This window comes from Hallerella sp., assembly GCF_022776125.1.
GTDB classification, from domain to species: Bacteria; Fibrobacterota; Fibrobacteria; order Fibrobacterales; family Fibrobacteraceae; genus Hallerella; species Hallerella succinigenes.
This window is the reverse complement of sequence record NZ_JALFIA010000026.1, coordinates 23068-37043: the sequence shown is the minus strand read 5'-3', so window position 1 is coordinate 37043 and position 13976 is coordinate 23068. Positions and strand designations below refer to the sequence as shown.

Genomic DNA, 13976 nt, shown 5'->3' with positions numbered 1-13976 from the left:
AAGCTATCCAAGGATCTTTCCGAGCAACGCCAAAGGCTTTACAAGAATCGGCATTTTCTTGTACAGCCAAGCGAGTGACTTGGCGAATGCGTAACTGCGAATGATGTATGCGCCTGCAGCACCGACCTTTTTTGTCTGGTACTCAAACGCTTCCTTTGCATGCAAAATTACATCGTCATAATAAGCGTTGATCGAAATGCTCTTGTCGGCATTGACCGTCACCGGAAGGTTTTTCAAGTTCGTGTAGAAATCCTTGCGCAAAATTTTCGGAAGGAACAGGTTCATGCTTTCCGGAACCTTGTGACCGCATGTATCCACGATGCGGGAACCGAAGAAGTGCAAAACCTTGGCCGTCGGCAAAAAACGGTTGCCGTAAGCGAGCTGGCAGTTCCAACCGCCCGGCATTTTCTGCGTGATGTAGCCGAACTTGAAGTTCGTTTCGGCAAGGCTTGCCATGTCATACGGGAAATTTTTAGAAACGCAATAAAGCCACAGTTCATGCCACGTTTCAAAGAACTTGCGGGCTTCTGGCGTATCGGCGGCAAACATCACGCCCCCGTTAAAGATTTCGTCGTTCAGAATCGGCGAAAATCCCATCCTCTTCGCGTTGTTCAAAACCTTCTTGCGGTTGATCGCTTTTGAAAGATTCGTGTGGAAATCGAGTACGGCGTAAATGCCGCCTTCCCATTCTTTTGGAATCGAAAGATCGCCCACGACCGCGATGTCCGAATCCATGTAAAGAAAATCTCCGTCTACGACATTGCGCATCACCGTTTTCAAATAACGAGAGCGGAGCATCGGCGTGAACTTTTCGTCCAAGGTCAAGACCTTGAGCTCATCAACCGCGTCCTTGATGGCGGCCCGCGGACCGGTGAGAGTTTCCGCCGTCTTGTCGTCTGTCAAAAGAGTCACGAACGCGCCCGGATTATGATCGCGCAAAGATGCGATCGCCACTAAGGTCTGTTCGCAATAGAAATCCTTCGGCGAACTAGTCAAAACAAAAAGGTATTTGATCATATCTTTAAAATATACGATTCCTTCATTCTACAGTTACCGGCGTTGAACCCGTAACCAAGAGCTAATATAAAAGAACCCACTAGCGCAGACACAGGCTGAGGAACGTCCTTCACTTAGGCTTTCTTGGCTCCTGCAGCGTACTAAAATCAAATCACGTTCAGCCATTTCAACAATTTACATACCTTGGGAAACTGGCGGAACAGAAAAAACTTGGGAAAAGAGACGCTTTCGTCCAATTTTTCAGGAGCACCCCAGAACTGATTCTTGGCGGAGCAAATGATCTGCATGGAAATTTCGTCTACAACCTGCTGAGCCTTGATTTTATCAAAAAAATCTTTTCTCATCAGGGGATGAGGTTCTTTTTTTCCGTCAATTCCCGTACAAAAAAAATGAATAATCTTGGACCGACAAAGGATAGGATATATAGTTTTTACTCGATACAGATGGTTATAGGCTTCGCGGACTTGACAATTCCATTCCCCCGGCAATTCCTCAATGGGATGGCCTAAAACATGGTTGATTTCATTAAAAGAAATCTGGTCTGTAAAAATTCCATTTTGGGCACACTGCCGATACAATTCATGCCACTTCGTAAAGAATTCATGGGCCGGGACATCGTCCCTTGCAAAGATGACCCCGCTATTAAAATATTTCTCGCCTAGGGACAGGGAAAAATTCATCTTTTTCTTGTGGGCCAACATTTTCTTGTGCTTTAAATGGTACTTGTCATTTTCGGACGCATGCAAATCGGCAACCGCACAAACGCTCCCCGTCACATTAGACAAAATGGAATCCAGCCGGTCTACTACAGCGGTATCGCCATCGATGTACAAGAAGTCTCCCTCGATCAGATTCCGCATGTTCGTTTTTAGAAAACGGGATCGGACCATATTTGACAATCTATCATCAAAGGGAACAACCTTGTATTCGTCTATCAGGTTTTTGATTTCGCTCCTAAAACCCACCAAGTTTTTGTCTGTCTTGTCGTCAACCAATAATGTTATGAAAGCCTGGGGATTGTAATGGCGAAGCGAAAGAACAGACACCAGCGTTTGCTCGTAATAAATATCTTTCTCATTGCTTGTCAGTATATATAAGAACTTCAACATGCTGCATTCCTCACATTATAAAACCTGACTAAAAGTTAGAAATTATTCAATAGCTCCCGCCCGAAGAAAAGCGCATTACGCAGATTTCAACGCTTGGTGGAAGGAATAGGATTCGCGCTCTTTTTGTCGTAAAGCCATTGAATCCCTAGGGCAGCCAGGGCAACCAAATAGGCAACGGCTTTCTGCCAAAGACTCAATTCAAAATTTCCCACGTTCAACACAACGTAGCAAGCGATCAGCACACAGATCCAAACGAAACGGTTGATAAGCTTGCTCGAATACGGCCAGAGTTTCATCTTCGCCAAATAAACGTTATTCCAGATCATCGCTACAACATTGTAGCAGAGCATTGAAAGCGCCGCCCCCACAAGTCCATAAGCCGGCACCAGAAAATATCCCGACCCGAGAGCGATTCCTAGCGAGAATATATTCATCTTGAGCGTGTACAGACTTTTTCCAAGACCGTTCATGATCACAATCGCCATACCCCAGAAACCAGCGAGCAAATGCACCAACAGCAAAATGCCTAGCGTTTCCGGTTGCACAATAAAGTCTTTACCCGCGATATTCAAAATTTCATTCGGAAAAAGAATGATGAAGAAGCCGATTAGCAACTGAATATACGTCACCATCGAAACGCAGTAAGAATACACGGGTTTTAAATCGGTATGCAAACGGTCCTTGTCCATTCCTGCAACAACAGGAGTGAGAATCGGTGTAAAGCCCACACGAATCGTCTGCAAGGCATTCGAAATCGTCACCATGATGCCGTAAGCGCCAGCCTTTTCCGGTCCAAGAAAAAGCATCACCATCCAAAGGCTCGAACGAATGAGGAACGAAGAAACGAATTCGTTAAAACCGAGCGGTAAAGAATAAACGAGCAACGCCTTGGAAATTTTCTTCACCGGAATCAAAGGCATTTCCGGGAACTGCTTTTGCACCAGAATAAAGTGCAGCAAAAATCCGCAAATCTGCCCGATCAAAAGGCCAAGCGGAAGCGCATGCGGAATTCCCAAAAAGTGCATCACAATCGACGAAAGCGGAGAAAGCACTGCAACAAAGAACGAATTGATAAAGACCGCATTTTGCGGTTTGCGATTTCCTTCCGAAGTATTGCTTAAAACATAGGAGACCGCATAAAACACGAGCGAAAATGCATACCAAGGAAGCTCCTTGGAAATAAGCGGTGTAAAGGATCCGGCAAAAATCACCAGCGTGCAAATAAGTGCCACCAGCGCCGAGACCCAAAAGGACTCCATCACTCCTTCATAAGCCGGACGACCGTTCAGACGATTCTGCGGCAAGTACCAATACAAGCCTTTGTCTAGGCCGAGCGTCGACGAACGTGAAATCGTCAAAAGAAGCGTTTGCGTTGAGACAAAAACGCCAAAATCCGCTGCGCCAAAAATTCGGGCGAGCAAAATCGTGAGAAGCGGACCGCAAACCTTGAGGATGGTTCCGATGACATTAATAATCACGCTTTTCTTTAAGAATTTGCTATCCGTTTCTAAATCGCTCATGGGCATGCAAAATAGCTTTTTTTCTTTTTAAGAAAAAACTGATCGACAAATCCTGCGATAAAAAGTGTTTTGCCCCGATTTTACGCTCCATTAAAAATTCAGCCTTTCTAAATCCTACAATTTTAGTTGACGTTCAAGCACGTTAAAACTACATTCCCAGCGTAAAACAACAAACTCGACGAGATTATTCATGCACAAGGAAATGCTTTCGCTCGAAGCCTTTGAAGAAGCTTCCGAAGCGGTCAAAAGTATCACGCTCGAAACGAAGCTGATCTATTCAGACTTCTATTCCCAGCGTACCGGAAATAAAGTTTATTTTAAGCCTGAAAATATGCAGCTCACCGGCGCGTACAAGCTTCGTGGCGCCTATTACAAGATCAGCACGCTTTCTCCAGAAGAACGAGCGAAAGGCTTGATTACCGCTTCTGCAGGCAACCACGCTCAGGGCGTCGCCTATGCAGCCAAAGCTTATGGCGCCAAAGCGGTCATCGTGATGCCTACAACAACTCCGCTCATCAAGGTGAACCGCACCAAGTCTTACGGCGCAGAAGTCATCTTACACGGCGACGTTTACGATGACGCCTGCGCAAAAGCTCTGGAACTTGCCCAAGAGCACGGTTACACGTTCATCCATCCGTTTGACGATCTGGCTGTAGCGACAGGGCAAGGTACGATCGCCATGGAAATCTTCAAGGAGCTGCCATTAGTCGATTATATTCTCGTCCCGATCGGTGGCGGTGGGCTTGCCACAGGCGTTTCGACTCTTGCCAAGCTTTTGAACCCGAACATTAAAGTCATCGGAGTAGAGCCGGAAGGCGCTGCCTGCATGCTGAGTTCCATCAAGGCGGGCAAGGTTGTTTCCTTGCCAAGCGTAAACACCATCGCTGACGGAACTGCGGTCAAAACGCCAGGATCCAAGATTTTCCCCTACGTCAGCAAGAACCTAGACGATATCCTCACCGTCAAAGATGAAGAGCTCGTTCTCGCGTTCCTCGATATGGTGGAAAACCACAAGATGGTCGTGGAAAATTCGGGGCTTCTTTCCGTTGCAGCCATCCAGCATTTAAATGTCAAAGGAAAGAAAATCGTTTCCATTCTTTCGGGCGGTAACATGGATGTCATTACCATGTCGTCCGTGGTGCAGAAGGGCCTTATTTTGCGAGACCGAATCTTTACTGTTGCGGTGCATTTGCCGGACCGTCCAGGAACGCTTTCCAAAGTTGCCGACGTCGTCGCCAAGGCAAACGGTAACGTCATCAAGCTTGAACATAACCAGTTCTTTACGATCAACCGTCAGTCCGCAGTCGAATTGCAGATTACGATGGAAGCTTACGGTCCAGAACACAAAAAGCAGATCTTGAAGCGGCTCGACGAAGAAGGCTACAAGCCTCAAGTCGTGCGAACCTTGATCTAAGCCTTTTTTTGCAATTCCCGGGCGTATTCCGTTCCTTCCAAAAGGCCGCCCAAGAATTCGCAGTAAGGGGTCGAAATGCCGTGCGATTTTCCAAGTTCACAGATCGTGCCGCAGAAGAAAGCATTTTCCGTTTTACGGCCCGCTTCCACATCCTGGAGCATGGAACATTTGCCAAGAGGCGTGTAATTGCACGTGATGCGCAAATCTTCTTCCAAATGTTCCTCCGTGAGCGGGAATCCTTCGGCATTCGCGACAGCAATCACTTCACGGCCCACTTGACGGGCCATTTTCTGCATTACCGGAGAATGGAATCCGCCAAATGTAGAACGGCAGATTGCGCCGAGCGAATTAAAGACCGTATTCATCAACAGCTTTTTCCACATTTCAAAGCGGATATTTTCTGGGACCTTATGTGTTACATGCGCCGCTTCAAAAAGATTCGAAATTGCCCGTACCCGTTCCGAAACACGATTGTCCTTTTCACCAAAAAGAATAATTCCCTTCGCAGCACAATCGATAACGCCGCTCTTGTTGATGGATTGCAAATTCACAATAAAGCCGTAGAGTGTTTTTTCTGCACCAAAAGCCTTTTCTATTTCCGCTTCGGAATGTACGCCGTTGAGCAGCGAAAGAATTGCCGTCTGCGGACCGACCGCCTTTTGGGCAACGTCCAAAGCATCTTTCAGCTGGAGATTTTTCGTGGCAAAGATCAGAAGATCTACCGGGGGAACTTCATCTGGCGTCACAAAGTGAAAGTCGATTTTTTTGCCGTTGATGGACATTCCACTTTTTTCATAACGCGCCTTTCGGGCTGCATCCATGATGCAGTAGAGTTCCTTTCCGAGAATCGCTTGCAGTTGTTCGGCAACGACTGCACCGACCGCTCCAAGACCGACAACAGCTACTTTCTGAATTTTTTGCATGATGGCAAAGTCTCTAATCTTCTTCTGGACAGGTGATTTCCGCTACGGATTCAATCGTATGGTGCAGCTGACGCACAAGCGGAGTATCGGATGCGGTATAAAGCATTTCCTTCCCTACGCGACGCGATACAATCAAGCCTGCCACCTTGAGAAGTCTTAAATGATGAGAAACCGCAGGGCTCGACATGCTCACGAGTTCTGCAATATTTGTCACACATTCTTCTGCGTGGCAAAGCAGCCAAAAAATGCGGAGTCGCGAAACATCGCCTAACTGTTTCATGGCATCCGCCACCTGAATTGCCGCGCGTTCTGTCGGCATGCGTTTCGCTAAAATCAGCTCTTTTTCAGTCACCGGATGTTCGTGATGCAACTTGTTACCCTTCATCTAATCCATTTTTTTAAAAATAGCAATATTCCGACACAAATTACTCCAAACGATTAAATATTTGCTTAATCATCTTGCGAAAGGAGAATTCAGAATCTATATTATCCATAGTTCAATTAAACGATTATTTAATCGTTATTTTGAAGAAAACTTTTCAAAAATGAGGTTTGAAATGAAAAAGAGTTATAAAATCGATGTGGACTGCCCTGTGTGCGCAGGTAAAATGGAATCCGCCGCCAAAAACACTGCCGGCGTGAAAGACGCTTCCGTAAACTTCATGCTGCTTAAAATGAAGGTGGAATTTGACGAAGGCGCTGATGAAACCGCCGTGATGACAGCCGTTCGCGAAAACTGCAAAAAAGTCGAATCCGACTGCGAAGTCTTCTTCTAAAACCCCTAGACCGCAGAAATGCGGTCTTTTACCTTAGCTTTCGAGAATCCCTATGAGCCAAAAACAAAAGAAAAATCTGATCCGAATCATCACTGCCGCCGTGATGCTAATCGCGCTGCATTTTGTGCCTATCGAAGGCTATTTGCGTTTTGTCCTGTACGTGATTCCCTACCTGATCGTCGGTTACGACGTGTTGAAGAAGGCGGCAGAAGGCATTTGGCACAAGCAGCCGTTTGACGAATACCTTCTGATGGCGATCGCCACTTTAGGCGCCATTTTCCTGGGACTCTTTAAGACAGGCGATTATGTCGAAGCGATTGCGGTGATGCTCTTTTATCAGATTGGAGAATGGTTCCAAGGCTACGCCGTGGGAAAGAGCCGACAAAACATTGCAAAACTCATGGACATTCGCCCGGATTATGCGAACATCGAAACCGATGACGGTAAACTCGAACAAGTCGACCCGGACGATGTGGAAGTCGGCACGATTATCGTGGTACAGCCCGGCGAAAAGGTTCCTATCGACGGCGTTGTCGTAGAAGGTTTTTCGACCCTCAACACATCTGCGCTCACCGGCGAATCTTTACCGCGCGATGTGAACGAAAATGATGAAATCATTTCGGGCAGTATCAATCTGAGCGGTGTCCTAAAAATTCGCACCACGAAGGAATTTGGAGAATCCACCGTCGCCAAGATCCTAGAACTCATCGAAGACGCGAGTTCCCAAAAAACAAAATCCGAAAAGTTCATTACCAAGTTCGCCAAGGTTTACACGCCAATCGTCACCCTTTCCGCACTAGCCCTCGCCACTTTACCGTCGCTCGTTCTGTTTGCGATCGGCAGAGATCCTCTGTGGACAGAATGGATTTACCGCGCCTTGATTTTCCTCGTGATCAGTTGCCCGTGCGCTCTCGTGGTGAGCGTTCCGCTTTCCTTCTTCGCTGGCATCGGAGGCGCTTCACGCGCAGGCGTTTTAATCAAAGGGGCGAACTATTTAGAAATCCTTGCAAAAACGAATACGCTTGTCTTTGACAAGACGGGAACCTTGACCCAGGGAAACTTCGAAGTCACGGTGATTCACCCGGAAAAGCTTGACAAAAACGAGTTGTTGCATTTGGCCGCCCACGTAGAACGTTACTCCAAGCATCCGATTGCAAACTCTTTAAGAAAGGCCTACGGCGACGAAGCGGACGGCTGCGAAGTCGATGACATTCAAGAAATTTCGGGCCGCGGAATCCAAGCTCTTGTAAACGGTAGAATCGTCTGTGTCGGCAACAGCAAAATGATGGATGATGTCGGAGCCAAATGGCACGCATGTCACCGCATCGGCACATGCATCCACGTCGCAATTGACGGAGAATATGCGGGCCATATCGTGATTTCCGATATCATCAAGGAAAATTCCAAGCAGGCGATTTCCGCCCTCAAAAAACAGGGCATCAAACAAATGATTATGCTGACCGGTGACACGCAGAAGGTCGCGGAAAATGTTGCCAAAACTCTCCAGCTAGACAGTTTCTTTGCAGAACTTCTTCCGGCGGATAAAGTTCAAAAAGTCGAAGAACTGTTGAAAGCGAAAAAGTCCCCTTCCGAAACCTTGGCATTTGTCGGCGACGGCATCAACGACGCCCCCGTTCTTTCCCGTGCAGACATCGGAATTGCGATGGGCGCGATGGGCTCTGACGCCGCTATCGAAGCCGCGGACATCGTGCTGATGGACGATAATCCGTTAAAGATTTCGACCGCGATGAATGTGGCAAAAAAATGCATGCGCATTGTGCATCAGAACATCGTCTTCTGTATCTCAATCAAAGCGCTCTGTCTTTTGCTCGGCGCGTTCGGCATTGCCAATATGTGGACGGCTATTTTTGCAGACGTCGGCGTGATGATTCTCGCCGTGCTCAATGCAGTCCGTAATCTTTGGGTGAGTCCAAAAGTTTAATAATTGCGGGCAAAGTCCGCATCCATGCCGATCTGGCGTTTCAAATCGTCGATAGATGCAAACTTCTGTTCCGCACGAATGAACGTGAGCAAGTCCACGTCAATCGTTTGACCGTAGATGTCCGCGTTAAAATCCAAAATGTGCGCTTCCACAGCAAGCGGCAAATCGCCGATCGAAGGCTGAAGTCCAATGTTCACCACAGCCCGGTGCGCCGAACCGTCTTGAAGACGAACGACGGCAGCGTAAGCTCCGTATTTGGGAATCAGCTTATACACGCCGGTCTGCACATTCGCCGTCGGAAATCCAATCGTTCTGCCGATGCGCTTTCCCGCAACGACAATTCCATGAAAGCGGTAAGGACGTCCTAAGAAAGTCGTCGCACGTTCGACTGCACCCTTTTCCAAGGCATCCCGAATACGGGAAGAACTTAAGACTTCCCCATCTTTATATTTGGCAGAAACCTGAATCGCCGGAAGCTCGGGGAAGGTCTGTAAAATTGCATCAAAACTTCCCTTGCCCGCAGCGCCAAAGCGGTGATCGTGTCCAAGCACCAAAAACTTCACGTTCAGCTTGTCTAAAATTTCGTTCTGGATAAAAGTCTGATACGGCTGTTCTGCCACTTCTCGCGAAAACGGAAGTGCCAAAAAATCCAAACCGAGAGAACGCACAAACGCGCCCTTTTCTTCGGTGGTCGTGAGCAAAGCCGGATGACCGGGAATGCCGAGTACATGGCGCGTATGCGGTTCAAAAGAAATCACAGTCGGCACAAGTCCGTGCGCCTTTGCTTCGTTGCGAAGAATCTGGAAAATTTGCTGATGCCCTAAATGGCAACCGTCAAAATTTCCCACTGTTGCAGCACGTAAAACCTTGTCCGTCATCAATCCAAACCCAAATAGAATTTTGGAGCAAGCTTTCCATTTTCAAAAGAGCAGCCCGCCTTTAAATCGCCGTCCTTATCCACAGCGAGAACCATGTTCGGAGCGCCTTCTTCGATTTGGATCGGTTCCTTGTTCCACGTCATTTCACGGCCCTGACGCAAAGCTTCTACCTGCTTATCGGTCAGGCTCACTACAGGGAACTTCATGCAATCCTGCGGTTTCATCAACGAAGCTTCGCAAAGCTCTTCCGACTTGACCGCATCCGTCACATTCAAATGTCCAATGCGCGTCCGGCGGATTCCCGAAACCGCACCGACCGTTCCCAAAGCCTTCGCCATATCGCGGACGAGCGAACGGATATATGTTCCCTTGGAACAGTCGCACGAAAACCGATACGAGCTACGGATACGGCCCGAAATGCCTTCCGGAGCTTCGCATTTGCCTTCAAAGCGCAAATTCTGAATCGTAATCTTACGCGCCTTGAGTTCCACATCGCGACCTTTGCGCTTCAAATCCGAAGCACGCTTGCCGTTCAACTTGATCGCGCTAAAGTCCGGCGGAACCTGATCTATTTCACCGATGAACTGCGGCAAAATCTGACGCACCGCTTCTTCCGAAATCGGCTCCGAACTCGGATCCTGTTCGGCAAGTTCACCGTCCCATTCATCCGTAATCGTCGAATAGCCAAAGTGGGCGCAGAACGAATATGTTTTTTCGCCCGCTTCTACAAACGGCAAAAGACGAGTCGCTCTGCCTACAGCAGCCACAATCAAACCGGATGCTCGCATATCGAGCGAACCCGCATGACCGACACGACGCGTCTTAAAAATTTTACGAATAGGGAAAAGGGCGTTACACGAGGTAACACCCGCTGTTTTATCTAAAAGAATCAGTCCAGAAGGAGGAAGGTTAGAGTTCACCCTGTTCCTTTAATTCGGCGAGAATTTCTTCGATATGCATCGCATGATCGAGGCTTTCGTCCAACAGGAACGAGAGCTGTGGGATCTTGCGAATTTTCAAGGCCTTGCCGAGGTACGTGCGAATAAAACCCGCGGAATTGCGGAGTCCAATCAAGGACGCCGCCTTTTCACGATCGGAACCGAGCACGGAAATAAAGACTTTCGCATAGCTCAGATCGTTCGTGATTTCCACACGGCTAATCGTTACAAAACCGATCCGCGGATCCTTCAAGCCCTTCATCAGGAGCTTGCTGATTTCTTCGCGGAACTGTTCGTCCAAGCGGACAGTACGCGGTACACGGCGGTTGGAATGGCTGTGAGAATTACGAGGCATTAAGCATCCTTCTTTTCTTCAGCGGCCTTCTTCGCTTCTGCAGCGGCCTTGGCGGCAGCTTCATCACGTGCAACGTCTGCGAGTGTACGGGCAACGGTAACTTCCTTGAAGAACATAAGCATATCGCCTTCCTGGAGGTTGTCATAACCCTTAAGACCGATACCGCATTCAAAGCCGCGGGCAACGGACTTCGCATCGTCCTTGTGACGCTTGAGGGACTGAACCACGGTAGAACCGAGTTCGACGCCGTTGCGGTAAACATGCACATGGCTGTTCCGGTCGACTTCGCCATCCGTCACCATACAGCCTGCGATGATACCGATCTTCGGAATCTTGAACAGCTGGCGGATTTCGGCTTCGCCGGTGAGCTCTTCGCGAGTCGTCGGCTTCAGAAGACCTTCCACCGTATTCTTGATATCGTCGATGATTTCGTAAATAATGCGGTAAGTCTTAATCTGAATGCCTTCCTTCTGAGCCATTTCACGCACAGAGAGCGACGGCATCAAGTGGAACGCGACGATCACAGCCTGAGAAGTCGAAGCGAGCAAGATATCGGAATCGGTAATCGCACCGACGCCCTTGCGAATAATGTTGACCTTGACTTCGCTGTTCGAAAGCTTTTCAAGGCTTGCAGCGATAGCTTCAGAAGAACCGCCCACGTCTGCCTTGATGATCAAATTGAGTTCAGAAACCGTACCGTTCTTGACGCCTTCATAAGCGGATTCGAGAGAAATCGACTTACGAGCGCGGAGATCGCGTTCACGAGCCGCCATACGACGCTTGGAAGCAATTTCACGTGCGGTCTTTTCATCTTCCACCACGCTGAGTTCGTCGCCTGCCTGCGGAGTACCGTCAAAGCCGAGAACCTGACACGGAGCGGACGGGCCCGCTTCCTTCATCTGCTTACCATGGTCATCGAACATCGCACGAACTCGACCCGCATAGACACCGCAAACAAACGGGTCACCGATGTGGAGAGTACCATTCTGAATCAAGACGGTTGCCATAGAACCCTTACCCGCATCTAGCTTGGATTCCACGACCGCGCCACGGGCACGTGCGGACTTCGAAGCCTTGAGTTCCAAGACTTCTGCTTCGAGAGCGAGGGTTTCCAAAAGCTGTGGCATACCTTGACCGGTACGAGCCGAAACTTCGATACAGCTCACGGTACCACCCCACTGTTCGACTTCGACACCACGGTCAGCAAGCTGAGCGCGGATCTTATCCGGGTTTGCAGTCGGAAGGTCGATCTTCGTTATGGCAACGACCATCGGCACCTTTTCGCGGTGAGCGAGTTCAATCGATTCCACCGTCTGCGGCATCACCATGGAGTCCGCAGCGACAACGAGCACGATCACATCCGTCACCTGGGAACCGCGAGCACGCATAGCGCTAAATGCTTCGTGACCCGGCGTATCGAGGAACGTGACCTTGCCCACAGAAGTCGTCACTTCGTAAGCTCCGATATGCTGAGTAATACCACCCGATTCGCCCGACACCACATGGGTCTTACGAATCCAGTCGAGGAGAGAAGTCTTACCGTGGTCCACGTGACCCATCACGGTAACCACAGGATGACGCGGTTCGAGATCTTCGCTCTTTTCTTCTTCCACGCCGAGAACTTCTTCTTCATATTCTTCCATCAGCTGCGCTTCATAGCCGAATTCGTCGGCGAGGACCTGAATCGTTTCAAAATCCAAGCGAGCATTGATGGTGACCATCATGCCCATTTCCATGCACTTTGCAATGACACGTGCGGGCATCTGATCCATCATACCGGCGAGTTCGCCGACCGTGATGAAGTCAGAAGTCTTCAAAATCTTTTTCTGTTCACCGTCATTCGAAGCGGCCTTATCCTTGTGATAGACCTTCTTCACCGGGTTCTTCGAAAGCGAAGCCATCACGCGGGAAACGTTCTGACGGATCGAATCCTGCTGTTCGCTCTGATCGAAACGGTTGTCCTTACTGTCACGACCGTTCTTGCCGCCGTGCTTGTTTTTGCCAAAGCGGTCATTGTTACCGCCGCGGTTCTGCCCCGACTTGTTGTTATCGCCAAAGCGATTGTTGTTTCCGCCATTCGCGTTGTTCTGCGCATTGGCAAAAACATCCTGCATGTTCTGACCCGGGAAACGCGGACCGCGGGACTGACTGCCGCCAAAAGAACGTGCACCGTTATTATTGTCATTTCCACGATAGTGGTTGTTGCTACCGCGATAGTTACCACCGTTTGCGCTCGGTCCAAAGTGACCGGTATAGCCCTGACCGGATCCGTTATTGCGAGAACGGTGCTGGGCAGCGGCCTGCTGACGAGATTTTTCAATACGGGCAAGAATTGCGGCATCCGGCTTAAAGACCTGAGCCTTCATTTCAACCTGGCGCAGTTCACCCACCGGAGCTGCCTTCACAATGGCAGATGCCGGTTTTGCAGCCGGAGTTGCCGGCTTCGGCGCGACCGGTGTGCCAGGCTTTGCTACAGCAGGAGCAGCCGGTTTTGCGACAGGAGCTGCAGGAGTTGCCGGTTTTACGACAGGTGCCACCGGAACCGCGGCAGGAGTTGCTGGTTTCGGAGCTTCAACCGGAGTCGGCTTCACGGCAGGTGCAGGGGTTGCAGGCGCCACCGGAGCCACAGGAGCAGCCGGTTTTGCGACAGGAGTCGGAGCAGGCTTCGGAGCGGCAGGCGTCAACGTTGTCTTCGTCGCCTTTGCGGCAGCCGGACGTGCGGTCGTCGAACGCGTCACCTTCACCTTTCCACCCATGAATTTACCCGTAATCGTACGGCGTCCAGCCGAGGTCGACGAAGTTGAAGGCTTAGCCGGCGTTTCGGCTTCTTTTTCTTCCGACGAATTCTTCTTCAAATTCTTGCGAAGACCGATGGCCTTTGCCTTGCGAGCGTCAGCCTTTGCCTTTTCGTCCATCACTTGAGCTTCGATCGAAGCAAAAGCCATTTGGGGAACTGGGGTAAACGGCGTTAACACCTGCACTCCATTCTCGTGCAACAGTGCAACGACTCGACTGGCATCTACGCCATGCTTCTTGGCCCATTCACCCGGTGTGATCTTGATTTCATTACTCATCTATGCTTTTGCTCCAATAAGCTTCTACTT

The 13976-nt window shown here is 49.3% G+C and carries 12 protein-coding genes; 3 read left to right on the top strand and 9 right to left on the bottom strand.

What is annotated here, in order from left to right; genetic code table 11:
• Nucleotides 1–3 precede the first annotated feature (3 nt).
• The 3 genes from MR847_RS04140 to MR847_RS04130 all read right to left on the bottom strand — a co-directional run bounded on the left by MR847_RS04140 (nucleotide 4) and on the right by MR847_RS04130 (nucleotide 3646).
• Nucleotides 4–1017, bottom strand: coding sequence for a glycosyltransferase family protein (locus MR847_RS04140; RefSeq protein WP_287723020.1), 1014 nt, complete (start codon nucleotides 1015–1017; stop codon nucleotides 4–6).
• A 146-nt stretch (nucleotides 1018–1163) separates the two neighbouring features.
• The gene (locus MR847_RS04135) at nucleotides 1164–2126 is read right to left on the bottom strand and encodes a glycosyltransferase (RefSeq protein WP_287723019.1); all 963 of its coding nucleotides are present in this window, start codon (nucleotides 2124–2126) and stop codon (nucleotides 1164–1166) included.
• Between the two features lie 86 nt (nucleotides 2127–2212).
• Entirely contained in the window at nucleotides 2213–3646 is a 1434-nt protein-coding gene (locus tag MR847_RS04130) for an oligosaccharide flippase family protein (protein ID WP_287723018.1), read from the bottom strand.
• A 202-nt stretch (nucleotides 3647–3848) separates the two neighbouring features.
• Here MR847_RS04130 and ilvA point away from each other — a divergent pair, with 202 nt between their 5' ends.
• The gene (gene ilvA / locus MR847_RS04125; RefSeq protein WP_353846835.1) at nucleotides 3849–5060 is read left to right on the top strand and encodes a threonine ammonia-lyase; all 1212 of its coding nucleotides are present in this window, start codon (nucleotides 3849–3851) and stop codon (nucleotides 5058–5060) included.
• Here ilvA and MR847_RS04120 read toward each other — a convergent pair.
• Entirely contained in the window at nucleotides 5057–5983 is a 927-nt protein-coding gene (locus MR847_RS04120) for a ketopantoate reductase family protein (protein ID WP_287723016.1), read from the bottom strand. The genes ilvA and MR847_RS04120 overlap by 4 nt on opposite strands.
• 13 nt (nucleotides 5984–5996) lie before the next feature.
• Nucleotides 5997–6368 (bottom strand): ArsR/SmtB family transcription factor, encoded by a 372-nt coding sequence (locus MR847_RS04115; RefSeq protein WP_100425780.1) that lies wholly within the window; start codon nucleotides 6366–6368, stop codon nucleotides 5997–5999.
• A gap of 172 nt (nucleotides 6369–6540) precedes the next feature.
• On the opposite strand from MR847_RS04115, the gene MR847_RS04110 reads away from it, so the two are divergent.
• Together MR847_RS04110 and MR847_RS04105 are read left to right on the top strand one after the other, a co-directional pair.
• Nucleotides 6541–6759: a cation transporter gene (locus MR847_RS04110; RefSeq protein WP_100425779.1), complete on the top strand. Its 219-nt coding sequence runs from the start codon at nucleotides 6541–6543 to the stop codon at nucleotides 6757–6759.
• Between the two features lie 52 nt (nucleotides 6760–6811).
• A complete protein-coding gene (locus MR847_RS04105; RefSeq protein ID WP_287723015.1) occupies nucleotides 6812–8701 on the top strand; it encodes a heavy metal translocating P-type ATPase in 1890 nt (629 codons plus the stop codon).
• On the opposite strand, the gene ribF is transcribed toward MR847_RS04105, so the two are convergent.
• From ribF to infB, 4 genes are read right to left on the bottom strand one after another with little or no spacing between them, the layout of a single operon-like run.
• Nucleotides 8698–9579: a riboflavin biosynthesis protein RibF gene (ribF, locus tag MR847_RS04100; RefSeq protein ID WP_100425777.1), complete on the bottom strand. Its 882-nt coding sequence runs from the start codon at nucleotides 9577–9579 to the stop codon at nucleotides 8698–8700. The genes MR847_RS04105 and ribF overlap by 4 nt on opposite strands.
• The gene (gene truB / locus MR847_RS04095) at nucleotides 9579–10499 is read right to left on the bottom strand and encodes a tRNA pseudouridine(55) synthase TruB (protein WP_100425776.1); all 921 of its coding nucleotides are present in this window, start codon (nucleotides 10497–10499) and stop codon (nucleotides 9579–9581) included. Before truB ends, ribF begins: the two co-directional genes overlap by 1 nt.
• The gene (gene rbfA / locus MR847_RS04090; RefSeq protein WP_100425775.1) at nucleotides 10489–10872 is read right to left on the bottom strand and encodes a 30S ribosome-binding factor RbfA; all 384 of its coding nucleotides are present in this window, start codon (nucleotides 10870–10872) and stop codon (nucleotides 10489–10491) included. The genes truB and rbfA overlap by 11 nt, the downstream gene beginning before the upstream one ends.
• A complete protein-coding gene (gene infB / locus MR847_RS04085; RefSeq protein WP_287723014.1) occupies nucleotides 10872–13946 on the bottom strand; it encodes a translation initiation factor IF-2 in 3075 nt (1024 codons plus the stop codon). Before infB ends, rbfA begins: the two co-directional genes overlap by 1 nt.
• Between the last annotated feature and the right edge of the window lie 30 nt (nucleotides 13947–13976).